Source organism: Jiangella muralis (assembly GCF_001270745.1).
GTDB classification, from domain to species: Bacteria; Actinomycetota; Actinomycetes; order Jiangellales; family Jiangellaceae; genus Jiangella; species Jiangella muralis.
The window spans coordinates 340,181-362,748 of the sequence record NZ_KQ434751.1; the positions used below are offsets into that span (position 1 = coordinate 340,181).

Annotated in this window: 22 protein-coding genes; 9 read left to right on the plus strand and 13 right to left on the minus strand. The window is 73.3% G+C overall.

All coding sequences use genetic code 11. The features are described 5' to 3' along the window. Window positions 1-5 precede the first annotated feature (5 nt). Window positions 6-1,112 (minus strand): barbiturase, encoded by a 1,107-nt coding sequence (gene bar, locus ACW62_RS01530; protein ID WP_053202308.1) that lies wholly within the window; start codon window positions 1,110-1,112, stop codon window positions 6-8. Beyond that, on the minus strand, window positions 1,105-2,079 hold the full coding sequence (locus ACW62_RS01535; protein ID WP_053202309.1) for a carbamate kinase: 975 nt from the start codon (window positions 2,077-2,079) through the stop codon (window positions 1,105-1,107). The genes bar and ACW62_RS01535 overlap by 8 nt, the downstream gene beginning before the upstream one ends. A gap of 115 nt (window positions 2,080-2,194) precedes the next feature. Here ACW62_RS01535 and ACW62_RS01540 point away from each other — a divergent pair, with 115 nt between their 5' ends. The 3 genes from ACW62_RS01540 (at window position 2,195) to ACW62_RS01550 (ending at window position 4,484) form a co-directional block, all read left to right on the plus strand. Continuing rightward, window positions 2,195-3,283, plus strand: a complete 1,089-nt coding sequence (locus ACW62_RS01540) for a M48 family metalloprotease (RefSeq protein WP_053202310.1) — start codon at window positions 2,195-2,197, stop codon at window positions 3,281-3,283. Between the two features lie 137 nt (window positions 3,284-3,420). Next, entirely contained in the window at window positions 3,421-4,020 is a 600-nt protein-coding gene (locus ACW62_RS01545) for an ArsR family transcriptional regulator (protein ID WP_157574283.1), read from the plus strand. Further along, complete coding sequence (locus ACW62_RS01550; protein ID WP_053202312.1) at window positions 4,017-4,484, plus strand: HEPN domain-containing protein; 468 nt, start codon at window positions 4,017-4,019, stop codon at window positions 4,482-4,484. The genes ACW62_RS01545 and ACW62_RS01550 overlap by 4 nt, the downstream gene beginning before the upstream one ends. A gap of 31 nt (window positions 4,485-4,515) precedes the next feature. Here the strand turns inward: ACW62_RS01550 and ACW62_RS01555 are convergent, their stop codons facing one another. Next, window positions 4,516-5,694, minus strand: a complete 1,179-nt coding sequence (locus tag ACW62_RS01555) for a CaiB/BaiF CoA transferase family protein (RefSeq protein WP_053202313.1) — start codon at window positions 5,692-5,694, stop codon at window positions 4,516-4,518. A gap of 24 nt (window positions 5,695-5,718) precedes the next feature. Between ACW62_RS01555 and ACW62_RS01560 the strand changes: the two genes are divergently transcribed. Then, window positions 5,719-6,429, plus strand: coding sequence for a carbonic anhydrase (locus tag ACW62_RS01560; protein WP_205629070.1), 711 nt, complete (start codon window positions 5,719-5,721; stop codon window positions 6,427-6,429). On the opposite strand, the gene ACW62_RS01565 is transcribed toward ACW62_RS01560, so the two are convergent. From ACW62_RS01565 to ACW62_RS01580, 4 genes are all read right to left on the minus strand, one after another. After that, complete coding sequence (locus ACW62_RS01565; RefSeq protein WP_083459013.1) at window positions 6,393-7,274, minus strand: MHYT domain-containing protein; 882 nt, start codon at window positions 7,272-7,274, stop codon at window positions 6,393-6,395. The two genes, ACW62_RS01560 and ACW62_RS01565, sit on opposite strands and share 37 nt — an antisense overlap. A gap of 183 nt (window positions 7,275-7,457) precedes the next feature. After that, window positions 7,458-9,299, minus strand: a complete 1,842-nt coding sequence (locus ACW62_RS01570) for a hydantoinase B/oxoprolinase family protein (protein WP_053202314.1) — start codon at window positions 9,297-9,299, stop codon at window positions 7,458-7,460. Continuing rightward, window positions 9,296-11,356, minus strand: coding sequence for a hydantoinase/oxoprolinase family protein (locus ACW62_RS01575; RefSeq protein ID WP_053202315.1), 2,061 nt, complete (start codon window positions 11,354-11,356; stop codon window positions 9,296-9,298). Before ACW62_RS01575 ends, ACW62_RS01570 begins: the two co-directional genes overlap by 4 nt. Beyond that, window positions 11,347-12,405 (minus strand): ArsR/SmtB family transcription factor, encoded by a 1,059-nt coding sequence (locus ACW62_RS01580; protein ID WP_205629071.1) that lies wholly within the window; start codon window positions 12,403-12,405, stop codon window positions 11,347-11,349. The genes ACW62_RS01575 and ACW62_RS01580 overlap by 10 nt, the downstream gene beginning before the upstream one ends. Window positions 12,406-12,473: 68 nt before the next feature. On the opposite strand from ACW62_RS01580, the gene ACW62_RS01585 reads away from it, so the two are divergent. The 3 genes from ACW62_RS01585 to ACW62_RS01595 are packed head-to-tail and all read left to right on the plus strand — an operon-like array spanning window position 12,474 to window position 15,075. Then, on the plus strand, window positions 12,474-13,676 hold the full coding sequence (locus ACW62_RS01585; RefSeq protein ID WP_205629072.1) for an MFS transporter: 1,203 nt from the start codon (window positions 12,474-12,476) through the stop codon (window positions 13,674-13,676). Between the two features lie 20 nt (window positions 13,677-13,696). After that, on the plus strand, window positions 13,697-14,665 hold the full coding sequence (locus tag ACW62_RS34995; protein WP_083459015.1) for an RICIN domain-containing protein: 969 nt from the start codon (window positions 13,697-13,699) through the stop codon (window positions 14,663-14,665). Further along, complete coding sequence (locus ACW62_RS01595) at window positions 14,623-15,075, plus strand: TipAS antibiotic-recognition domain-containing protein (protein ID WP_083459017.1); 453 nt, start codon at window positions 14,623-14,625, stop codon at window positions 15,073-15,075. Before ACW62_RS34995 ends, ACW62_RS01595 begins: the two co-directional genes overlap by 43 nt. 11 nt (window positions 15,076-15,086) lie before the next feature. Here ACW62_RS01595 and ACW62_RS01600 read toward each other — a convergent pair whose 3' ends face one another. Further along, entirely contained in the window at window positions 15,087-15,425 is a 339-nt protein-coding gene (locus ACW62_RS01600) for a winged helix-turn-helix transcriptional regulator (protein ID WP_053202319.1), read from the minus strand. An 88-nt stretch (window positions 15,426-15,513) separates the two neighbouring features. On the opposite strand from ACW62_RS01600, the gene ACW62_RS01605 reads away from it, so the two are divergent. After that, window positions 15,514-16,392 carry an LLM class flavin-dependent oxidoreductase gene (locus ACW62_RS01605; protein WP_053202320.1) on the plus strand — a complete coding sequence of 293 codons (879 nt, stop codon included), beginning with the start codon at window positions 15,514-15,516 and terminating at the stop codon, window positions 16,390-16,392. 59 nt (window positions 16,393-16,451) lie between these two features. Continuing rightward, a complete protein-coding gene (locus ACW62_RS01610; RefSeq protein WP_053202321.1) occupies window positions 16,452-17,261 on the plus strand; it encodes a MerR family transcriptional regulator in 810 nt (269 codons plus the stop codon). Here the strand turns inward: ACW62_RS01610 and ACW62_RS01615 are convergent. Genes ACW62_RS01615 through ACW62_RS01635 form a run of 5 tightly spaced genes read right to left on the minus strand, consistent with a single transcriptional unit; the run spans window position 17,248 to window position 22,567 of the window. Then, window positions 17,248-18,147, minus strand: coding sequence for a carbon-nitrogen hydrolase family protein (locus ACW62_RS01615; protein ID WP_053202322.1), 900 nt, complete (start codon window positions 18,145-18,147; stop codon window positions 17,248-17,250). The two genes, ACW62_RS01610 and ACW62_RS01615, sit on opposite strands and share 14 nt — an antisense overlap. A 31-nt stretch (window positions 18,148-18,178) precedes the next feature. After that, window positions 18,179-18,820, minus strand: coding sequence for an SRPBCC family protein (locus ACW62_RS01620; RefSeq protein ID WP_053202323.1), 642 nt, complete (start codon window positions 18,818-18,820; stop codon window positions 18,179-18,181). Beyond that, window positions 18,817-21,207: an aerobic carbon-monoxide dehydrogenase large subunit gene (gene cutA, locus ACW62_RS01625; protein ID WP_053202324.1), complete on the minus strand. Its 2,391-nt coding sequence runs from the start codon at window positions 21,205-21,207 to the stop codon at window positions 18,817-18,819. The genes ACW62_RS01620 and cutA overlap by 4 nt, the downstream gene beginning before the upstream one ends. After that, window positions 21,204-21,698, minus strand: coding sequence for a (2Fe-2S)-binding protein (locus tag ACW62_RS01630; protein ID WP_053202325.1), 495 nt, complete (start codon window positions 21,696-21,698; stop codon window positions 21,204-21,206). Before ACW62_RS01630 ends, cutA begins: the two co-directional genes overlap by 4 nt. Beyond that, window positions 21,695-22,567, minus strand: a complete 873-nt coding sequence (locus tag ACW62_RS01635) for an FAD binding domain-containing protein (RefSeq protein ID WP_053202326.1) — start codon at window positions 22,565-22,567, stop codon at window positions 21,695-21,697. Before ACW62_RS01635 ends, ACW62_RS01630 begins: the two co-directional genes overlap by 4 nt. Between the last annotated feature and the right edge of the window lies 1 nt (window position 22,568).

Sequence of the window (22,568 nt, forward strand, 5' to 3'; positions counted from 1 at the left end):
CCTGGCTACCCGAGGTCGACGATCGCCGCGACCGGGCCGCCGCCGTCCGGTCCCTGATGGGCGGCGGACACCGAGACGAAGGCCGCCGGGTCGCCCGTCACCGACGCCGTGACGCCGCCGACCGCGGCCTTGATCTGGCGGTGCCAGTGCACGTCGGAGTCGTCCAGCATGGCGTTGCGGCGGCCGCGCACCACGCCGTCCTGGCTGACCTCGCACTTGAGGAACACGTTGACCAGGCGCCCGTCGAGGTCGTCCGGGTGCGGCCGGTCCGGCAGCTTCAGCCCGGCGTCGCGGATGGCCGCCCAGATGCCGTCGGCGTCGATCGCGTCGCGCATGACGGAATGCCCGATGCGGTACCGCCCGCCCACCCCGCGCACGTTGCCCACCACCACGACCTGCGCCTGGTCCAGCTCGACGCCGGACGAGCAGGAGGCGACGGACGAGTACAGCGAGCGGTCGTGCAGGACGGCGTCGTCGCCGGGCATGGCGATCTCGCCGAGCGCGACCGCCACCCCCAGGCCGGTGCAGCCGTTGGAGAGGTCCATCGACTCGTGCGTGTTCTCCGTCCACACCGCCTTGCCGCGGGCCTTGGCGTCGCGGATGGTGTGGATGGTCAGCAGCGGCGTCTTCGTCTGCACGTAGTGGACGTCGGCGGGGTCGGTGATGCCGGCCCGCTCCATGCCGACGCGGACGGCGGCGGCGACCTTCTCGATCATGCCGCGGCGGCCGATCTCCTCGGGCAGGATCGGCTCGCTCATCGCGAACCCGACGGAGAGCCGCGGCTCGTCGGTGGCCTCGGCGGCCTCCGCCGGGAGCGTCGCGAACACCGTCGCGTGCGGGCTGAGCACGCCGTCGGTGCCGCCGGACCACACGATCGGGACCTGCTTGACCTCCTCCGGCGTGCGGGTGCCGCGACCGACCAGCACCTCGCGGAAGGCGCGGTCGGCGATGATCCGCGTGTAGTCGTTGACCCCGCCGTTGCCCTCGGTCTTCCCGACGACGGCGATGACGCGGTCGGCCTCCATGACCCCGGAGTCGATCAGCTCGGCGAGCCCGGAGGCGTCGCTGACGTGTGTGATCGGCACCTTGCGGACCTCGATCGGCTCAGGCATGCCCGGCCACCTCTCGTGTGATGTCTGCTGGCAGTACGGTCGTCCCGGCACCGCCCGTATCCGCGCGGACGGCGTCGGCGATTCGGGTGAGCGTGGTGATGACGGCGCGGCGGCCGCCCTGCTCGACGAACCGGCAGGCCGCCTCGACCTTCGGGCCCATGCTCCCGGACGCGAAGTGCCCCTGTGCGGCGTACCCACGCAGGGTGGCGACGTCGACAGTGCCGACCGGACGCTCGTCCGGGGTGCCGAAGCCGAGCACGGCGCCGTCGACGTCGGTCGCGATGACCAGCGCCTCCGCGCCGAGCGCCCGGCCGAGCAACGCCGCGCCCAGGTCCTTGTCGATGACCGCCTCGACGCCGCGCACCGTCCCGTCCGGCTCGCGGACGACGGGGATGCCGCCGCCCCCGTTGGCGACGACGACGAACCCGGCGGCCAGCAGCGCGGCCGCGGCCGGCGCGTCCAGCACGTCCAGCGGCTCCGGGCTGGCGACCACCCGCCGCCAGCCGCGTACGCCGCGGTCCTCCCAGGTCTCGCCGTGCTCCACCAGCAACGCCGCCTCGTCACGCGGCAGATACCGCCCGATCGGCTTCGTCGGCCGGGCGAATCCCGGGTCGGCGGCGTCGACCAGCGTCCGGGTGACGACCGCGGCCACCCGGCGGCGCACGCCACGCGCGGCCAGCGCCCGCTCCAGCGCGTCGATGACGACGAAGCCGATGGTTCCCTGGGTCTGCGCTCCGCACCAGTCCAGCGGCACCGGCGGCACCACCGCGGCCGCGAGCTCGTTCTTGACCAGCAGGTTGCCCACCTGCGGCCCGTTGCCGTGGGTCAGCACGACGTCGTAGCCGGCGGCCACGAGGTCGGCGACCGGCTCCATGGCGGCGGTGACCGCGGCGATCTGGTCGCCCGGCCGCGCCCGCCCGTCCGGCGCCGTCATGGCGTTGCCGCCCAGCGCGATCAGCACCCGCACGCGCCGAGCCTACGGACCCCGCCCGCCCCGCCACGACGGTGACGTTCGCCCATTCGGCCCATCCGGTTCGGCATGATGTGCCGTCACGGTCCCGTTCGACCCCGGAGGTACCCCCATGGCCGGCACCGGCTTCCCGCCGGACACCCGACTGACGTACCGCATCGCCGAGACCTGGCTCCTGGTCCTGCTGCTCGCGTTCGGGTACGCGACGCTGCTCGGGCTGCTGGTCCAGTGGCTGGCCGGCTGGCCGTGGTGGCTCGCGCTGTTCGCCCCGCTGGTCGGCGGCGCCCTCGTCTACGCCATCGAGGGCGGGACGGTGCTGCCGCGCAGGCTGCCGACCGCCGACCCCGACCCCGTCGCCGACCAGCGCCTGTTCGCCGCCGTCGACCGGCTGTGCGCGCTGGCCGCGATGGATCGGCCGAAGCTCAAGGTCATCGACGTGGCCTGGCCGAACGCGATCGCGCTGCGGCTGCCCGGCCGCAAGCCGACCATCGCCGTCACCCGCGGGCTGCTCGACCGCTCCGACGACGAGCGGCTGGACGCCGTCCTGGCGCATGAGCTGGCCCACATCGCCCACCGCGACGCCGCCGCCATGACCGTCGCGCTCGCGCTGTCGACGTCGCTGGCGCTGGCACCGATGGCGGTCCTGGCGCCGGTCATGGCGCTGGAGGTCCCGCTCTGCCGGGCGGCGCGCTGGTGCGGGCGGCTGTGGAAGCCGGCCACCGAGGACGACGACTTCCCGATGCAGCCCGCGCGCCCGGGCGTGCCCGTGGTGCTGGCGGCGGTCGTCGTGCCGCTGCTGGTGCTGGCGCGGACGGTCGCGTTCCTGCTGCTCCTCGGCCTCGGGCTGGTGCTGCTGCCGCCGATGCTGATCCTGGCGCTGCCGGCGGCGGGGATCATCGCCCGGCTGGGCCGCTACCGCGAACTGGCCGCCGACCGCGGCGCGGCCGAGCTCACCGGCCAGCCGGCTGCCCTGGCCGCCGCGCTCACCGCCCTGGAAGCCGGCGGCCCGGCCATCCCGGCCAAGGACCTGCGCGAGCTGCGGACGATGGCCTCGATGACCATCGTCGCGCTGCCGAAGGACGCCAAGGACGCCGGCACCGACGCGTTCTCCCGGCTGCTCGACCGGATGATGGCCAGCCACCCGCCGCTGGCCGCCCGGCTGGAGCCGCTGGCCGAGCTGTCGCGCGAGCTGGGCCGCTGAGCGTGAGCCGGCGGCCTGATCCAGCACTGAGGTCCCGGCAACTCTGCGCTGCGAGCGTGCCGACACTCGTACGCTTGACGTCTTCGATTAAAGCAAAATATCTTGTACTTATCGCAGGTATTCGGAGTGGAGGTGTCGTGCGACCAGCCGCGCCGCCGGTCTTCCCGGTGTTCCGCTCGCAGTTGCAAGCCGACCTGCTCGTTCGACTGTTCGTCGGCGACGTCGAGGAGTCCATCTCCGATCTTGCCACTGAGATCGATGCCAACCCGGGCAACACTCTCCGCGAAGTGGAGCGCCTCGAGCGCGGCGGCATCGTCAACACTCGACGCGTCGGCAGGACCCGCCTCGTCAAGGCCAACGTCGATGCCCCCTTCTATCGACCCCTTCATGGTCTGGTCCTGGTGACCATGGGCCCAGCTCATGTCCTCGCGAAAGCACTGGCCGACATCGACGGCATCGAATCGGCCAGCATATTCGGCTCCTGGGCGGCACGGATCACAGGCGAGGACGGCCCGGCTCCGCACGACATCGACCTGCTCGTGATCGGCGCACCCGATCGGGACGACCTCTACGACCGCACCACCGAAGCTGCCCACACCCTCGGCCGTGAAGTAAACACCGTGGTGATCTCGCCCCAAAGATGGGCTCGGGCCAGCGAAGGGTTCATCAAGGAACTGTCCACGAGGCCGCGGGTGGCCGTCCTACCCGCCCGCAACCGGGCGCAGGAGGGCACATGAGCTGGGCGCGTGGGCGCACCGCCATCGTGGACATGTTGAACCGGCGCGAGTTGACAAGGGTCGTGGCGGATCTGGAGCTCGCCATCAGGATGCTCGACCAGGCCGAGCACCACCTCCGGTCCGCGAACCTACTGGCAGGCACCGACCCCTACGCCGCGTACGCGCTGGTCCACGACGCGATCCGCAAGGCATTGAGCGCCATGTTGCAGGCCCAGGGCTTGCGTGCCACGACGTCAGGCGGGCACCTCGCTGTCCAGCAAGCCGTCGCGGCACAGTTCGAGCCGACCATGGGCGCGCTACTGAGGCCGGTGAACCGCATCCGCACGACCAGACATGCGGCGGAGTATCCGACGGAATCGACCTACATCGACGAAGACATGGTCCGCGACGATCTTCCCCACGCCGAGCGGATCGTCAAGGCAGCCGACGCCGCCGTTCCGCACCTCCCCGTCTTCGCGGATTGAAACCGCGCCGACGCCTGACTGGCGGGACGGTTCAGTCCTCCTCGTCGAGCCAGGCGCGGACGGACTCGTCGTGTTCGCCGAGCAGGGGCGGCGCGGCGTGCCGCTTCGGGGGCGCGTCGTCGAAGCGGAGGGCGGGGCCGGGGAGCTGGACGGTGCCGAGGAGCGGGTGCTCGACGTCGATGAGGAGGCCCTGCGAGCGGGTCTGCTCCCAGTCGTACACCTCGTCGACGGTGCGGACCTTGCCGCTGGCGACACCCGCGTCGGACAACCGGGCGAGCCAGTGGTCGCGGGGGTGCGCGGCGAACGCCTTCTCGATCTCGGCGACCAGCTCGTCGCGGTGCCGCACCCGCAGCGGGTTGGTGGCGAACCGCGGCTCGTCGGCGTCGAGGCCGACGACGGCGGCGAAGGCGCGCCACGACGCGTCGTTGCCGACGGCGACCTGCAGGGCGCCGTCGGAGGCGTTGAACAGCCCGTACGGCGCGATGGACGGATGGTGGTTGCCGATGGCGTGCGGCACCTCGCCGGCCACCGTCCACCGGGTGCCCTGGAACGCGTGCACCCCGACCAGCGCCGCCAGCAGCGACGTCCGCACGACCCGCCCGCGGCCGGTCCGCTCCCGTTCGAGCAGCGCCGCGAGCAGGCCGGACACGCCGTACATGCCGGCCAGCAGGTCACCGATCGGCACGCCGACCTTGGTGGGGTGGCCCGGCTCGCCGGTGAGGCTCATGATGCCGGCCTCGCCCTGCGCGATCTGGTCGTAGCCGGCCCGGCCGGCCTCGGGACCGTCCGGCCCGAACCCGCTGATGGACAGGACGACGAGGCGCGGGTTGAGCTCGTGCAGCCGCTCGACGGAGAACCCGAGGCGGTCGAGGACGCCGGTGCGGAAGTTCTCGATCAGCACGTCGGCCCGCTCGACCAGCCGGGTGAGCAGGTCCCTGCCCTCCGGCGACTTCAGGTCGGCGGTGACGGACTCCTTGTTGCGGTTGGCGGACAGGAAGTACGACGACACCGGCTGGTCGTCCGGGCCGAGGAACGGCGGGCCCCAGGTGCGCGACTCGTCACCGTGGCCGGGCGCCTCGACCTTGATGACGCGCGCGCCGAGGTCGCCGAGCATCATGCCCGCGTGCGGCCCCGCCAGCGCCCGGGTGAGGTCGACGACGACGTAGCCGGCCAGCGGTCCGGCATCGGCGAACTCCTGCGTGTCGGGCATCGTCTCAGATTACGCTGAGCGACCGTGATCGACGACGGCCGGCTGTCCCGGCGTCACGCCCTCGGCCTGCTCGGCGCTCTCGGCCTGACGGCGACCGGGCTCGCTGCGTGTTCGCCCGATTCGTCCACGACGTCACCATCGCCGGCCGGCGCGGACGACGCCTGGGCGCTGCTCGCAGCCGGCAACGAGCGGTTCGCGACCGGCGAGCCGGAGCATCCGCACGCGGACGAGCCGTACCGCGAGTCGCTGGTCGCCGGGCAGCACCCGATCGCCTGCGTGCTCAGCTGCGCCGACTCGCGGGTCGCGCCGGAGCTGGTGTTCGACCAGGGCCTGGGCGACCTGTTCACCGTCCGCTCGGCCGGTGAGGTCCTCGACGACGCGGTCGTCGGCAGCATCGAGTACGCCGTCGAGCACGTCGCCGTTCCGCTGGTCGTGGTGCTCGGGCACGCCGGGTGCGGCGCCGTGCAGGCCACCGTGGACGTCGTGCGCGGCGGCCCGGCGCCCAACGGCTCGATCGCGGCGCTGGTGCAGGCGATCGAGCCGGCCGTCCGCGGTGTCACCACGCCCGGCGACGACGCCGCCTACCTCGCCGACTGCGTCGAGGCGCAGGCCCGCAGCGCCGCGGCGGCGCTGTCGGACACGTCGCCGATCGTGCGGGCGGCGGTCGCCGCCGGCCGCACCGCCGTCGTCGCCGGCGTCTACGACCTCGAGTCGGGGCGGGGCAGCCAGCTCTGAACGACCGGCGGGTCGGCCTTCGCCGCCTCGCCGTCCGGGCGGTGGCGCTGCGGCAGCGGCCCGGCCGGATCCGTCCGCCGCACGGGCGTGGGGCGCCGGGCCGGCTCCGGCGTCGCCGGACGACGCGGCGGCGTGAACAGGTCGTCCGGCTCGTCCTCGTCCGGCTCGTCGTCGTCGCGTGCCCCCAGTTCGACCGGCGACACCGCGATCACCGTGAACCCGGCCAGCAGCAGCGCGCCCAGGCCGATCGTCAGCGGCACCACGAACTCCCCCGCCGTCGCGCCCGTGACCGCGCCCGGGTCCGCGGCCAGCTCGGCCGACACGGAAGCCATGCCCGTGTAGTGCATGCTGCTCACCGCGATGCCCATGACCAGCGCGGCGGCCAGGGCGCCCCAGAGCGAGCGGACGGTGAACGCCAGCCACAGCGCGGCGGTCGCGGCCGCGACGGCGATGGCCAGCGAGGCCACCACCAGCTCCGGCCGGTACTCGATGGCTCCGTCGATCCGCACCGACGCCATTCCGGTGTAATGCATCGCCGCGACACCGATTCCGGTGCCCAGTCCGCCATAGATCAGGGCGCGATTTCGATCTTTCCCGTAACCCACCATCAGCACGCCCCCGCCGACGACGAGGAACGCGACGATCAAACTGATCAAGGTGAGCGATACGTTGTAGCGGATCGGACTACCGGAAACCCGGAATCCCAGCATTGCGATGAAGTGCAGCGTCCAGATCCCGGCGGCCAGCGACCCGGCCCCAGTGATCAGCCAGTTCCGCTTCGCCATCCCGGTCGCGTCGCGGGCGCGGACGGTGCACATCAGGCCGATCACGGCCGCGATCACCATGACGGCGTAGCCGATCGCAGGTGTGGTCAGACCATGCGTGAAATGATCGACGTGGCTCGTCGACGACAAGATTCAGCCCCCCGGATGAATACCCATGTAGTAGCGTCTCGCGGACACCACAAAAGGGAGCATGTGCGATCGACGGCACTGCCGTCAATACCGGGGTTTGTCCGGATTGTCCGGTCAGCGGTGGTCGACGGCGGCGGACGTGGCCCCGCCGGCCAGCCGGGCGTAGCCGGGACCGCGGTCGAAGAACGGCTCATCGCCCGTCCGCGCCGCCCGCAGCGACGCCCGCAACGACGCCGTCGCCGCCTCGTCGGCCGCCGGATCGTCCACGGAACCGGGCCGCAGCACGACCCCGTAGTCGGCCCGGGCGCCCTCGGCCGACACCTTCCGCCAGCGCACGTCCCGCAGCACCTCGTCGACCGGACGGTCCAGCGGGTCGCCCCAGCCACCGCCGCCGGTGGTGCGGATCCGGATCACCTCGCCGGCCCGCACCGGCTCCGCGTCGGCCAGCGCGTCCACGTCGCGCTCCCCCGGACCGCCCGGGTCGATCGTCACCGAGAACGGAAGCCCGGCCCGCCCACCCGCAACCCCCCAGCAGGCCAGGATGGACCGGTCCGCGATCGACATGAAGTGCGCGTCGCGCAGCATCCGCACGTGCTTCTCGTAGCCGAGTCCGCCGCGGTACCGGCCCGGCCCGCCGGAGTCCAGCGCCAGCCCGAGCCGTTCGACGACGAACGGGAACCGCGACTCGCTGAACTCGGTCGGCAGATTCCGCGAGTCGGGCACGACGTGGATGGTGTCCTCGCCGTCGGCGTAGTACCGCCCGCCCGACCCGCCGCCCAGCACCTCGCGCATGAGGTACGGCCGCCCGTCCAGGTCGTCGCCGTACACGCCGGTGTACCGGATCGTCTCCTGGTCGGCCGGCATCCGCCCGTCCACCGCCTTCGCCAGCACGCCGGCCAGGACGCCGAGCAGCCGCAGGATGACGAACGTCCGCGCGTTCGTCGGCGCCGGGAAGACGGGGGTCAGCAGGGTGCCGGGCGGCGGGAAACGCAGCTCGATCAGCGGGACGACGCCCTCGTTGACCTCCAGTTCGGCCATCCGCTCCGGCGAGTCGGCGAGGTTGCGCAGGATCGGCGCCAGCCATTTCTTCAGGAACGCGCCGTCGGCGTAGTCGCCCGCGTGGTTGATCGGCCCCTTGGCCTGTGGTCCGGTGCCGTTGAAGTCGATGACCAGCCGGTCGTCCAGCTTGGTGAGGGTGATCCGCTGCGTGTGCAGCTTCGGCTCGTCGACGCCGTCGTGCTCGGCGTAGTCCTCCCAGACGTACGTCCCGGCCGGGATCTTCGCCAGGATCTCGCGGCGGAACGTCTCCGTCGTCTTGTCCAGGATCGCGTCGAAGCACGCCTCGACGTCGGCCCGGCCGTAGCGCTGGAACAGTTCGGCCAGCCGGCGGGCGCCCATGAGGCAGGCGGCGCACTCGGCGTCGAGGTCGGCGGCCAGCGACTCGGGCATCCGCGAGTTGCGGGTCATGATCTTCAGCGCCGCCTCGTTCGGGACGCCCTGGTCCCACAGCTTGATCGGCGGGACCATCAGGCCCTCCTCGAACACGCTGGTGGCGCGCGACGGCATCGAGCCGGGGACGGTGCCGCCGATGTCGTCGTGGTGCCCGAACGCCTGGACGAACGCGACGACCTCGCCGTCGTGGAACACCGGAGCCGTGACGCACAGGTCCGGCAGGTGGCCGATGCCGCCCTCGGAGAGGTACACGTCGTTGTGGAAGAACACGTCGCCCGGCCGCATGGTCTCGATCGGGTAGTCGCGAACCACCGGATTCACCAGCGCCGAGTACGAGCGGCCGGTCAGCTTGCGCAGCCTCCGGTCGTGGATGCCGGCGCGGTAGTCATGCGCGTCGCGGATCATCGGCGAGCGGGACGTTCGCCCGATGGCGGTCTCGACCTCCTTCTCGACCGACGTCAGGTACCCCTCGACGATCTCGACCAGGATCGGGTCGGCGCTCACGCCACCACCTCGCGAGTGATCAGCAGGTTCGCGTGGTCGTCGACGACGGCGCGGAAGCCCGGGTGGACCGGGACGGTGGAGCCGAACTCCTCGACGACGGCCGGCCCGGTGACGGTGTCGCCGGCGCCCAGCGCGGCGCGGTCGTAGATCGGGGCGTCGGCCCAGCCGGCGCCGAAGTCGACGCGTCTCGTCGTGCGCGGGGTGGCGCCGGTGCCGGGCGGCGCCGTCCGCAGCGCCGGCCGCGCGATCGGCCCCACCCCGGTGACCCGCAGGTTCACCCACTCGACCTCCTGGCGGGCGTCGCCGGCGAAGTCGTAGCCGTAGAGCCGCCGGTGGGCGGCGTGGAAAGCCGCGGCGACGGTGTCCGCGAGCGCCGCCGTCACCGGCCCGTCCGGCACGTCGACCCGCACCTCGTACGCCTGGCCGAAGTAGCGCAGGTCGGCCGTGCGGACGAACCGCCGGGCCGGCTCCGGGAAGCCCTCGCGCTCCAGGGCCGCGGACGCCTCCGCGGTGAGGTCGTCGAACGTCTTCGCGACGGCGCCGGGGTCGAGCACGGCGTGCCGGGCGACCGCCGTGCGCACGTAGTCGTTGCGCACGTCGACGGTGAGCAGCCCGTACGCGGACAGGTTGCCGGGGTCGGGCGGCACCAGCACGCCGGCCAGCCCGAGCACGTCCACCAGCCGGCAGGCCAGCAGCGACCCGGACCCGCCGAAGCTGACCAGGTGGAAGTCGCGGACGTCCAGCCCGCGGGTGACGGTGACCTGGCGCAGCGCGTTGGCCTGGTTCCACGCGGAGATCTCCAGGATCCCCTCGGCGCAGCGTTCGGCGCTCAGCCCGAGGGACGCCGCCAGCGCCGCGATGCCGTCCCGCGCGGCCGTCACGTCCAGCGGGATCTCGCCGCCGAGCAGGTGCGGCGGGATGCGGCCGAGCAGCAGGTGCGCGTCGGTGACGGTCGGCTCGGCGCCGCCGCTGCCGTAGCAGAGCGGGCCCGGGTCGGCGCCGGCCGAGCGCGGCCCGACCTTCAGCGTCCCCTCCGGGCTAAGCCAGGCGACCGACCCGCCGCCGGCGCCGACGGTGACGACGTCGATCATCGGGATCTTGCTCGGGTAGGCGCCGACGCTGCCCTCGGTCGTCAGCGCCGGGTGCCCGTCGACGACCACCGCGACGTCGGTGGAGGTGCCGCCGCCGTCCAGGGTGAGGACGCTGCCGAACCCGGCCGCCTCGGCGACGACCGCGGCGCCCAGCGCGCCGGCCGCCGGGCCGGACAAGACCGTCGAGATCGGCTGCCGGGCCACCTCGTCGGCCGACAGCACGCCGCCGTTGGACTTCATCACGTAGAACGGGACGTCCGCGGCGATCTCGGCGAGCCGGGCCGCGATGGCGCCGACGTAGCGGGCGATGCTCGGCTTCACCGCGGCGTCGACCAGGGTCGTCACGCTGCGCTCGTACTCGCGGTACTCCCGCAGCACCTCGGCGGAGATGGACACGACGGCGTCAGGGTGCTCCCGCGCGAGCACGTCGCGCATGCGCAGCTCGTGCTCCGGGTTGGCGTAGGAGTGCAGGAAGCAGACGCCGATGGTGGTGATGCCGCGGTCGCGGAAGAACCGGGCGGCGGCGACCGCCTCGTCCGCGTCGAACGGCCGGAGCTCGCTGCCGTCGTAGGCCAGCCGCCCGCCGACGGTGCGGACGAGATCGGCCGGGACGATGCGCGGCGGCTTCACCCAGAAATAGCTGTTGCCGTAACCGTCCGGCACCGACTGCCGGGCGATCTCCAGCACGTGCGCGTACCCCTCGGTCGTGACGAACCCGAGGTCGCCGACCTTCCCCTCCAGCAGCCGGTTGGTCGCGACGGTGGTGCCGTGCACGACGGCGGCGACGTCCTGGCCGCGGGCGTCGAGCAGCGCCAGGATCTTGCGCACGCCGGTCATGAACCCCTCGGCGGGGTCGGTCGGCGTCGACGGCGTCTTCGTGCTCGCCTGCCGGCCGGTCTCCTCGTCGACGGCGACGACGTCGGTGAAGGTGCCGCCGGTGTCGATGCCGATACGGATCAGGGGCATGCGGTCGATTCAACCGGCGGCTCGCCTGGCCCGGCGTCGGCAACTGGTGCCAACGGATCGGCGCCGGCCTCGTGGAGGGCCGCCCCCAGCGCCGTCAGCCGGTACAGCACCGACCGGCCGTGCCGCTCGCCGGCGACCAGACCGTTCTCGCGCAGCACCCGCAGGTGCTGGCCCACGGCGCTGGGCGTGACGCCGAGGCCGCGGGCGAGGTCGGTGGTCGACGCGGGCGAGCGCAGCGCGTCGAGGAGGTCGGCGCGGGCCCGGCCGAGCAGCCGGACGGCGGCGCCGGACGGCCGCGCGCCGAGCCGCACGCTCCACAGCGCACCGACGCCGCGGGCCGGGTAGCGCACCGTCGTCTGGGTCGACGTCCGCCGCTTGATCAGCACGTACGCCGACCCCAGCGCGACCGGCATCAGCACCAGGCCGCCCGGCCCGCGGTCGACCGCGTAGTCCTCGCGCCAGCGGTCGCCGCCGAGGCGCAGCCGGCCGTCGCGCCAGCTCAGGTCGGGGTGCAGGCCGGCGAAGAGTGCGGCCGCTCCCCCGCGGGCCAGCTTCCGGGCGCGGTACGCGACGTCGGCCTCGAGGACGGCGTGCAGGCGCGGCCAGTGCGGCGCGATCAGGCGGTCGTGGGCGGCGCGCAACTCGGCGGCCAGCTCGGCCAGCCCCTGCTCCGGCCGCGCGGCGAGGCCCGCGAGAGCCGCCGGCGGCGTCTCCCCGAACCGCCGCCGCAGGTTGGCTCGCACGTTCTCCGGCGGCGTGCGGCACAGCGCCGCGAAGTCGTCGTCGATGCCGCCGCCGGGTCCGGCCGGCGCCGGAACCAGGAACTCCGGCCAGCCCGGCCCGGCGCCGAACAGCAGCGGCCAGGTCAGCGGCAGCGCCAGCGGCCGGCCGGCCAGCTCGGCGCGGGCCCAGCGCAGCCAGCGCTCGTGCACGGCCTGGCGGTCGTGCCCGGCCAGCTGCTGCAGCGCGGCCACCGTCTCGGACAGCGCCGACACCGCGAACCGGGTGTCGGCCAACTCGTCCACGCCCAGCTCGACGGTCAGCGCCATGCGTCCCAGTATGTAGCGGAGCACTACATGGTGCGCGGTGACCGCCGGCCACCGCGACGATCACCGTCGTGTCCCGCTACCGCCGCTTCGCCGCCGCCACCAGCCTCACCACGGCCGGCGACGGCGTGTTCGCGGCGGCCGTGCCGCTGCTGGCCGCGACGCTGACCCGCGACCCGCGGCTGGTCTCCGTCGTCGCCGCGGCCAGCTACCTGCCGTGGCTGCTGTTCTCGCTGCCCGCCGGCGCCCTGGTCGACCGGCACGACCGGGCCGCGCTGCTGTCGTGCGGGGTCGCGGCGCAGGCGGCGCTCGCGGCGGTGGCGGGCGGGCTGGCGGCGACCGGCCGGCTGGGCGTGGCCGGGCTGACGGCGCTGGCGTTCGGGCTGGGCGCCTGCCAGGTCGTGGCCGGGACGGCGGCGCAGGCGCTGCTGCCGTCGCTGGTGCCGCCGGAACGGCTGCCGGCGGCCAACGGCTACCAGCAGACCATCGCCGTCGTCGGGCAGCAGTTCGCCGGGCCGCCGCTGGGCAGCCTGCTGTTCGCCGTCGCCGCCGGGCTGCCATTCGGTGCCGACGCGGTGCTGCTGACGGTGGCGGCCGCGCTGCTGGCGACGCTGCGGCAGGCGCCCGCGAACGGCCGGGCAGAGCCGCGGCGCGCGCCGTCGTCGCTGCGCACGGAGATCGCCGCCGGGCTGCGCTGGCTGGCGGCGCACCGGCTGCTGCGGACGCTGACGCTGCTGGCCGCCGTCAACACCTTCTGCTTCCAGCTCGCCAGCGCCACGCTGGTGCTGCTGGCGACGTCCGAGCTGGGGATGTCGGCGCGCGGGTTCGGCCTGCTGCTGGCGACGGCGGCGGCCGGGTCGCTGGCCGGCGGGGTGGCCGGGCCGTGGCTGCTGCGCCGGCTCGGCGACCGGGCCGTCCTGCTCGCCGCGCTCGCCGTCAACGCCGTCACCGTGGCCGCGATCGGGCTCGCGCCCAACGTCGTCGTGCTCGGGTCGCTGCTGGCGGCCGTCGGGCTGGGCGTCACCCTCTGGAACCTGGTCAGCATCGGGCTGCGGCAGCGGCTGGCGCCGCCGAACCTGCTCGGCCGCGTCATGAGCGTGCACCGCCTGGTCGGCTGGGGGCTGATCCCCGCGGGCGCCCTGCTCGGCGGCGTCGTCGCGCACGAGTTCGGGCTGCGGGCGCCGTACCCGCTGGCCGGCGCGATCCGGGCGGCCGCGCTGCTGGTGGCGCTGCCCGTGCTGATCAGTGCCTTCCGGGACGAGGACGGCCCTTGACGACGTCTTCGGGGCGGAGGATGCTCGACAGCAGTGGAGTCGATCAACGGGGGTGTCGGCTCGCACGTCCGCGGTGTGGGTTCTCTGCCCTTTGGGGGGAGTTGACCATGCCTGTGAGCGCCTTCGATCTCGTCGCCGGTGTCGCGCTGGCGGGAGTCGGTATCCAGACGCGCATCAACCGGCACCGGGCCGCATTGGGGCATCTGCCGGTCTTCGTGGACGCCAGGCTGTCCGAGGCGGCCAATCGCCATACGTCCGACATGGCGGCGAATCCCTGGGTCTACAAGACACCCAACCGGGACGCGCACCTCAGCTCGGACAACCAGACCACCTCGCAGCGACGCATCACCGACGCGGCCGCGGCCGGCGGCTGGGCGCCCGAGAACGGGCGTACCGGCGAGATCCTCTACTGGGGCGGCGCCAACCTCAACGGTGACGCGCCGGTCAACTGGTGGATCAACGTCAGCGCACCACACCGCGAGCGCATCGAGGATCCCGACTACACCCACATGGGGTTCTCCGCCAGCCACAACGGCGGTGCCGACGAGTGGGTGTACGCCGTGACGTTCGCGCGGGCACCGGCTCGGGCGCTGGTGGCCAAGCACAGCGACAAGGTCATCGACATCACCGGCATCTCCACGGCCAGCGGCGCACCCGCGCAGCAGTGGACGTCGTGGGGCGGCTGGAACCAGCTCTGGTCCATGGATCCCGTCGGCGGCGGGTACGTGCGCCTCCGGGCGAAGCACAGCGGCAAAGTGCTCGACGTCGCGGGCGTGTCGACGGCCAACGGAGCCCGGGTCATCCAGTGGGACTGGTGGGGCGGCGACAACCAGCGATTCCTGCCCGAGGTGTACGGCATCGGCGAACTGAAGCTGACCGCCAAACACAGCGGGAAGGTCATCGAGGTGGCGGGCTCCTCCGAGGCCGACGGCGCCGCCATCCAGCAATGGGACTGGTGGGGCGGCGCGAATCAGCGGTGGAAGTACTGAACGGCGCCCGCACGTCAAGAGGAGGCGGCTCGATGGAGATGCCGGGGATCAACCGACCCGAATACCTGCTGGACGGATTCGCCACGCCGCTCGTGGACACCGGCGACCGGCAGAACTGGCCCGAAGGGCTCGACGCCGAGGAGCGTGACCTGGCCGACCGGATGGTCCGCCTGGCTGAGCTCATGGTCGCGGACACGCGTGCCGACGACCCCGCCGTATTGGACGAGGTGGAGTGGTATCACGAGGCTGCGGCAAGGTATGGGCTCACGACGGCCGAGTTGTTCATCTGCCTCGGACAGCTCTGCGCCGACGACGAGCCGGTCCGGCGACTGTTCGACCAGGTCAGTCCCGGCCTGGCGGCCTACCAGCGCAATGCCGTGGCGGCCTACGCCCGGACGAGAATGGCCTGACCGCCCGGCCGTCAGGGGTGGGTCGCCTCGATGCGGGCCATGTTCTGGTGCCCCCACTCCCCCAGCGGCCGCAGCGCCAGTTCGAGCGTGCGGCCGTAGTCGGTCAGCGAGTACTCCACCTTCGGCGGCACCTGGTGGTAGGCCTCGCGGTGCACCAGGCCGTCGGCCTCCAGCTCGCGCAGCTGCTGGATGAGCATCTTCTCCGTGACCGACGGCACGCGCCGGCGCAGTTCGCCGAAGCGCAGCGGCCCCTGGTCCTCCAGCATCCAGAGCACGGTCGCCTTCCACTTGCCGCCGACGACGTCGATGGCGGCGTCGAGTCCGCAGGTGTAGGGCCGGTTGCGGGCCATGGCGGAACCTCCGTACTGACCTTCTGGTGGGTACCTGACATTATAGTCAGTACTTGATCATCGGTCAGCATGGCTCGACGATCGAGGGATGACGACGCACCCTCGCCGCTTCGGCGTCCTGGTCCTCCCCGGCGCCGACGCGCCCACGCTGCTCGACCGGTTCCGCCGGGTCGAGCAACTCGGCTTCGACCAGCTCTTCCTGCCCGACCACATCGGCAACATCTTCGGCACCGAACCGCCCTGGCTGGACGGCTGGACCATGACCACGGCGGCCGCCCTGACGACGTCCACGGTGCGGGTCGGCACGCTGGTGAGCAACCCGATCCTGCGGGCGCCCGCGGTCCTGGCGAAGGAATCGCTCACCGTCGACCAGCTCTCCGGCGGGCGGCTGGAGCTGGGCATCGGCGCCGGCATCATGGACGTCGACCACCACGCCACCGGCACCGCGCCGTGGACGGTCAAGGAGCGGGTGGCGCGCTACCCCGAGTACGTCCGGATCCTCGACGAGGTGCTGCGCGGCGACGGTGAGCCGTACACGTTCGAGGGCGACTGGTACACCGTCCGCGACCTCCCCACCGGACCGCCCTCGGCGCAGCGGCCGCGTCCGCCGCTGATCGTCGGCGGGCAGGCGCCGACCGTGCTGCGGGTCGCCGCCGAGCGGGCCGACGTCTGGAACACCAACGGCCGCCCCGACGCGAGCCTCGACGAGAACGTCGCCCTGGCCGCGCAGTGGAGCCGCCGGGTCGACGAGTTCGCCGCGGCGGCCGGGCGCGACCCGTCCGCCATCCGCCGGTCGGTGCTGCTCTGGGCCGGCACCGACGCGCTGTCCGGCCCGGCCGAGCTGGAGGAGCTGGTCGACCGGTACGCACCGGCCGGCTTCACCGAGTTCGTCCTCGGCTGGCCGCGGCCCGCCGATCTGGACCGGTTCGAGCGACTCGCGCTGGACGTGATTCCCAAGCTGCGCTGAGGTGCTTGACTCGTCCCCAGGGGAAGACTCCAGGCTCCGTGACGTGAGAGGAGGTGGCGATGGACGAGCTGCTGCCGATCGGCCGGTTCTCCCGGCTGACGTGGCTGAGCATCAAGGCGCTGCGGGTGTACGACGACACCGGCCTGCTGCGCCCCGCATACGTCGACGCCGACACCGGCTACCGGTACTACGCGCCGGAACAGGCGGCGACGGCTCGGGTCATCGGCACCCTGCGCTCGCTCGACATGCCGCTGTCGTCGATCCGGGAGGTGCTGGCCGAGTCCGACCCGGACCGCGTCCGCGACCTCCTCGACGACTACCGGCAGGTGCTCGAGCGGCGCATCGACCGTCATCGGCACATGCTCGACCGTGTCGAGACCTTCATCCGGAAGGGAGCCGTCATGGCCTACCAGATCAGCACCCGCGACACCGCACCCGCCGACGTCCTCGGCACCACGTACCCAGCGACGATCGACTCGCTGGCCGAGACCACCACCGTCGCCTACCACCGGCTGTACGCCGCCATCCAGGAGGCGGGCGGGCGGCCCGACGGACCGCCGCGCCTGGTCTACCTCGAGCTGGCGGACGACACCTGGACGATCGAGGCGTGCGTGCCGGTGGCCGGACTGGCCGCGGCGCCCGACGGGTTCAGCCTGCACCGCGCGCCCGGCGGCCTCGCCGCCGTCACCCGGCACACCGGCCCGTACGAGGAGCTGGGCCTGGCCTACCGCGAGGTCGAGGCGTGGATCGGGGCGCAGGGCCTGTCCTTCGGCGGCGCCCCTTACGACGTCTACCTCAACGACCCGACGCAGGTCAGCGACCCGGCGAAGCTGGAGACGGAGATCGTCTGGCCGGTCAAGCACGCCTGAACGAGCTGGCGGCCGGGCGGGTCAGCTCGTCGGTGTGCCGCCTGATCAGCTCGAGGTTGCGGTCGGCCAGATGGTCGAAGCCCTGCCCGACGCTGGAGCCCGGCGTGAGCGAGCGCAACGCCGCGTCGGGGTCGAGCCGGGCCGACACCCAGCACTCGTGGCTGGCGGCCCGGGCGACCACCTCGGCGATCGGGGTGACGATCATCGAGTTGCCGAAGTAGAGCACGCCGGCCGGGTCGACGCCCGTCGCGTTGGCGCCGACCACGTACACGTGGTTGTCGTAGGCGCGGGCCCGGTTGGTCAGCTCCCACAGGTCGGCCGAGCGCAGCAGCGCCGACGGCCGCAGGATCACCTCGGCGCCCCGGACGGCGGTGATGCGCGACAGCTCCGGATAGTCGCCGTCGAAGCAGATGATCATGCCGATCTTCCCCAACGCCGTGTCGGCCACGCACACGTCGTCGCCCGGCGTCACCCAGCCGCCGCGCGACGCCAGCTCCGTGCAGAACGGGTGCGTCTTGCGGTACACCCCGGCGATCTCGCCGTCCGGGCCGGCCAGCACCGCCGAGTTGTGGACGACGCCGCGCTCGGCGCCGCGCTCGTACGTCCCCCACGCCAGGTGGACGCCGAGCCGCCGGGCCGCCTCCTGGAACGGCTCGGCCAACGCGCCCGGCACATCGGTGACCAGGTCCCACAGCTCCTCGGCCGGCATCGCCGGGGTGAACCCGGTGGTCACCGACTCGGGCAGCACGATCAGCTCCGCGCCTGTGTCCTGGGCGCAGCGCTCCACGTAGTCGAGCGCGTGCTCGATGTTCGCCTTGACACTCTGCGCGGTCAGCGGCTCGGCCAGCGGCCGCACCTGGACCGCGGCCGCGGTGAACGCCCGCATACTCCTCGCCTCCCTCGTTCCGGTCCCTCCATCATGCGCCAGACGGGCCGGGGCGCGACCGGCCGGACAGCCAGCCGCCGAGGGCGACGCCGGCAAGGGCGACGGCGGCGCCGACCAGGATGCCGCGGGTGAAGTCGGCCGAGGCGGCGACGGCGACGCGGGGCGGGGCCTCGTACACGCCCGGAGCCCCCGCGGCCGGCGAGATCGGCGCCCCCGCGGCCACCTCCGGCGCGGCCCCGGTGAGCACGTCGTCGACGGCGGCGAAGAACTCGCCGGCCGTCTTCTTCGCGACCCCGGCCAGCATCCGCTGCCCGACGCCGCCGATCATGCCGCCGACGATGGCGTCGGCGTCGTAGTCCAGCCGGGTCGTGCCGTCGCCGGACTCGGCCAGTGTGACCTGGACGTCCGCGCTCACCGTCCCCGGCGCGCCCGCACCGGACGCCGTCATGACGAACGAGGCCGGCTCCTGCTGCGAGTGCAGCCGCACGTCACCGGCGTAGCTGCCCTTGATCGTCCCGACGCCGGCCGAGACCGTCATGCGGTACTGGTCCGGCCCGGCCGGCTCCAGCCGCTGGCAGCCGGGGATGGTCCGCACCAGGACGGCCGGATCGTTGAGCGCCTTCCACACGTCGGCCCGCGGGGCGTGCAGGACGGCGGTTCCGGTCACCTTCATCGCGACTCCCGAGCCAGACGGAGTGAGAACAGGTCCGACGGCGAGATCGGCATCCGCGTGATCGCGAACCCCTCCGCGTCGGAGATCGCCGACGCGAGGACGGCGGAGCCGGGGATCACGCCGGCCTCGCCCGCGCCCTTGATGCCGAGCGGGTTCAGCGGCGACGGCGTCTCCAGGTGGTCGGTCTCGATGACCGGCACCTCGGTGGAGTACGGCATCAGGAAGTCCATGAACGACGCGTTCAGCAGCTGGCCGGCGCCGTCGTAGACCATCCGCTCGTACAGCGCTCCCCCGACGCCCTGGGCGACGCCGCCGTGGATCTGGCCCTCGACGATGCGCGGGTTGATCAGCGTGCCGCAGTCGTGTACGACGCAGTAGCGCAGGATGGTGATCTCGGCGGTCTCCGGGTCGGTCTCGACGATCGCCGCGTGCATGCCGTTGGCGAAGGTCGAGCGCGGCGGCGAGTAGAACCCGGTGTCCTCCAGGCCGGGCGATTCGCCCTCGGCGACCGGCGGCTTGGAGAAGTCGACGGGTCCGCCGAACTGGGTGGCCCGCTCGGCCTCGCGGTCGAACGCGTAGCGCAGCGGGTTGGCCAGGACGGCGACGGTCGCGAGCGGGATCGACGCGCCCGGAGCGCCGCCGGGCGAGCCGATGACGCGGACGACGCCGTCGACGATCTCGAGGTCGCGCGGGTCGGCCTCCAGCGCCTCGCCGGCGATGCGCAGCGCCTTGTCACGCACCTTCCGCGCGGCCGCGGCCAGCGCGTTGCCGCTCATGACGGCGGCCCGCGAGGCGAACGTCCCGACGGCGTACCCGAACCGCCGGGTGTCGCCGGTCGTGACGGCGACGCGGTCGACGGGGACACCCAGCTCCGACGCCACGACCTGCGCGAACGCCGTCTTGTGGCCCTGGCCCTGGGTGGTCAGCCCGGTCGCCGCGACCACCGAGCCGTCGGTCTCGACCTTCACCCAGCCGCCCTCGTACGGGCCGACGCCGGTGCCCTCGACGTAGCAGGCGATGCCGATGCCGACCCGCCGCCCGGCCGCCCGCGCCTCGTCCCGGAACGCCGCGAACTCCTCCCAGCCGACCAGCTTCTTCAGCTTCTCCAGCGTCGCCGGGTAGTCGCCGGAGTCGTACACCAGCGGCCGGCCGTCCTGGAAGATCAGGCCTTGGTCGTAGGGCATCTCGTCGGGCCGGATGAAGTTGCGCTCGCGCACCACCGTGCGGTCCAGCCCGAGGTGGGCAGCGATGGCGTCCATCGTGCGCTCCATCGCGAAGCAGCCCTGGGGACGCCCGGCGCCGCGATACGGCGTCACCGGCACGGTGTTGGTGTAGAGGCTGAAGAACTCCGCCCGATAGGCGTCCGGCTTGTACGGCCCGAGCAGCTGCGTCGTCGTGATGATCGGGACGATGATGCCGTACGGCGTGTAGGCGCCGTTGTCGTGCCAGACGGTGACGTCGAGGCCGAGCAGCCGTCCCTCGTCGTCGAAGCCCACGCGGACGTGCTGCAGCTGGCCGCGCTCGTGGGCGGCGCCGACGAAGTGCTCGCGGCGGTCCTCGGTCCACTTGACCTCGCGGCCGAGCCGGATCGCCGCCCACGGCACCAGCACCTCCTCCGGCCACGGGTGCACGATCTTCACGCCGAACCCGCCGCCGACGTCGGGCGCGATGACCTCGACGCGGTCCAGCGGCAGCTCCAGCCGCGCGGCCAGCGCCGCCCGCACCGACGTCGACGCCTGGGTCGACGTGTAGACGCGCAGGCTGGCGTCGTCGGCGTCCCAGCGCGCGTGCACGCCCTTGCCCTCCAGCGGGGTGGACGCGCTGCGCTCGATGTCGAGGTCCAGGTCGAGGACGTTCGGGGCGGCAGCCAGCGCGGCCTCGACGTCGCCGCGGGACTGCACCATGTGCGCCGAGACGTTGCCGGGGACGTCGTCGTGGACGAGCAGGCCGGCGTCGCGGGCCGCCTCGATGCCCACCACCGGCGGCAGGAAGTCGTACTCGACCCGGATGCGGGCGCAGGCGTCCTCGGCGAGGTACCGGTCGGTGGCGACGACCATGACGATCGGCTCGCCGACGTGGTTGACCTCGTCCTTCGCCAGCGCGAAGCCGGTGCGGCCGTGCGTCAGCGTCTCGTGCGGGATCAGCACCGGCAGCGCCTCGCCGGCCCGGCCGTCGAGGTCGTCGTGCGTGTAGACGGCGACCAGGCCGTCGACGCCGACCGCATCGGTGACGTCGATGTCGACGATGCGAGCGTGCGCGTGCGGGCTGCGGACGAACGCCGCGGCCAGCGCGCGGTGCCCGATGTCGTCGAGGAACCGGCCCTCCCCCTTCAGCAGCCGCGGGTCCTCGAGCCGGGCGATCGGCTCGCCGAACGACCTCGTCGTCATCGGTTCACCTCCTCCGCCCGCAGCTCGGCGGCGCGCAGGACCGACGCGACGATGTTCTGGTAGCCGGTGCAGCGGCACAGGTTGCCGACGATCGCCTCGCGCGCCTCGTCCTCCGTCGGCGCCGGGTTCTCCTCCAGGTAGGCGGTGATCGTCGTGACGAAGCCGGGTGTGCAGAAGCCGCACTGCAGGCCGTGGCAGTCGCGGAACGCCTGCTGGACGTGGCCCAGCTCGCCGTCGGCGCGCGTGCAGCCCTCGACCGTGGTGACCTCGGCGCCGTCGACGGTGACGGCGAACTGCAGGCACGACCGGATCGGCCGGCCGTCGACCAGCACCGTGCAGGCGCCGCAGACGCCGTGCTCGCAGCCGACGTGGGTGCCGGTCAGCTCGAGATCGTGGCGCAGGAAGTCCGACAGCAGCCGCCGGGCCGGCACCGTCGCCGACCGCGGCACGCCGTTGACCACGAGGCTGACCTCGTACATCGCTTCGCTCATGCGACCACGCTCGGCCGGCCGGCCGCCGCCCGCAGCGCCCGCGCCGTCAGCACCTCGGCCAGCCGGGTCCGGTAGGCGGCGGTCGCGTGGATGTCGTCGTCCGGCTCCAGCCGGCCGGCGGCCAGGCGTCCGGCCGCCGGCCAGTCGGCGTCGTCGAACGGGGCGCCCGCGACGGCGTCGGTGAGGTCGAGCAGCACCGGCTCGGGGCCCATCGAGACGTAGGCCGCTCTGGCACCGGCGACCCGCAGGTCGTCGTCAAGTGTCACCACCACTCCGGTCCCGCAGACGGCGTAGTCGCCGTGCCGCCGGGCCACCTCCGTCCAGACGGCCCCGGTGCGGCCCTCCGGCACCGGGAACGTCGCGGAGGTGACCAGTTCGCCGGCGTCGGCGCAGGTCGACATCGGTCCGGTGAAGAAGTCGGCGGCCGCGACCGTGCGCTCCCCGCCCGCCCGCCGCAGCGTCACCGTCCCGCCGAGCAGCGCCAGCACCGCCGTCAGCTCGCCGGCCGGGTCGGCGTGCGCGATGCTGCCCACCGTCGTGCCGCGGTTGCGGATGGTCGGGTGCGCGACGTACCCCAGCGTCTCGCGCAGCAGCGGCAGGACGGCGTACGCGGCGGCGTCGCGCTCGACGTCGGCGTGCCGGGCCAGCGCGCCGACCCGGACGGCGTCGCCGTCGGCCCGCACGTACGCCAGCTCGGACAGCCGGTTGATGTCGACGACGTGTTCGGGCTCGGCCAGCCGCATGTTCAGCAGCGGGACCAGGCTCTGGCCGCCGGCCAGCACCTTGCCGGCAGGGCTCACCTCGGCCAGCACCGCGACGGCGTCGTCGACGGTGGCCGGTCGGTGGTAGGTGAACCCCGCTGGCTTCACA

Excerpts from the sequence above, each read along its gene's own strand:
- bar (WP_053202308.1), bottom strand. The coding sequence starts at position 1,112 with ATGCCTGAGCCGATCGAGGTCCGCAAGGTGCCGATCACACACGTCAGC.
- ACW62_RS01540 (WP_053202310.1), top strand. The coding sequence starts at position 2,195 with ATGGCCGGCACCGGCTTCCCGCCGGACACCCGACTGACGTACCGCATC.
- ACW62_RS01550 (WP_053202312.1), top strand. The coding sequence starts at position 4,017 with ATGAGCTGGGCGCGTGGGCGCACCGCCATCGTGGACATGTTGAACCGG.
- ACW62_RS01555 (WP_053202313.1), bottom strand. The coding sequence starts at position 5,694 with ATGCCCGACACGCAGGAGTTCGCCGATGCCGGACCGCTGGCCGGCTAC.
- ACW62_RS01565 (WP_083459013.1), bottom strand. The coding sequence starts at position 7,274 with ATGGTGATCGCGGCCGTGATCGGCCTGATGTGCACCGTCCGCGCCCGC.
- ACW62_RS01575 (WP_053202315.1), bottom strand. The coding sequence starts at position 11,356 with ATGCCCCTGATCCGTATCGGCATCGACACCGGCGGCACCTTCACCGAC.
- ACW62_RS01580 (WP_205629071.1), bottom strand. The coding sequence starts at position 12,405 with ATGGCGCTGACCGTCGAGCTGGGCGTGGACGAGTTGGCCGACACCCGG.
- ACW62_RS34995 (WP_083459015.1), top strand. The coding sequence starts at position 13,697 with ATGCTCGACAGCAGTGGAGTCGATCAACGGGGGTGTCGGCTCGCACGT.
- ACW62_RS01595 (WP_083459017.1), top strand. The coding sequence starts at position 14,623 with ATGGGACTGGTGGGGCGGCGCGAATCAGCGGTGGAAGTACTGAACGGC.
- ACW62_RS01600 (WP_053202319.1), bottom strand. The coding sequence starts at position 15,425 with ATGGCCCGCAACCGGCCCTACACCTGCGGACTCGACGCCGCCATCGAC.
- ACW62_RS01605 (WP_053202320.1), top strand. The coding sequence starts at position 15,514 with ATGACGACGCACCCTCGCCGCTTCGGCGTCCTGGTCCTCCCCGGCGCC.
- ACW62_RS01610 (WP_053202321.1), top strand. The coding sequence starts at position 16,452 with ATGGACGAGCTGCTGCCGATCGGCCGGTTCTCCCGGCTGACGTGGCTG.
- ACW62_RS01615 (WP_053202322.1), bottom strand. The coding sequence starts at position 18,147 with ATGCGGGCGTTCACCGCGGCCGCGGTCCAGGTGCGGCCGCTGGCCGAG.
- ACW62_RS01620 (WP_053202323.1), bottom strand. The coding sequence starts at position 18,820 with ATGAAGGTGACCGGAACCGCCGTCCTGCACGCCCCGCGGGCCGACGTG.
- cutA (WP_053202324.1), bottom strand. The coding sequence starts at position 21,207 with ATGACGACGAGGTCGTTCGGCGAGCCGATCGCCCGGCTCGAGGACCCG.
- ACW62_RS01630 (WP_053202325.1), bottom strand. The coding sequence starts at position 21,698 with ATGAGCGAAGCGATGTACGAGGTCAGCCTCGTGGTCAACGGCGTGCCG.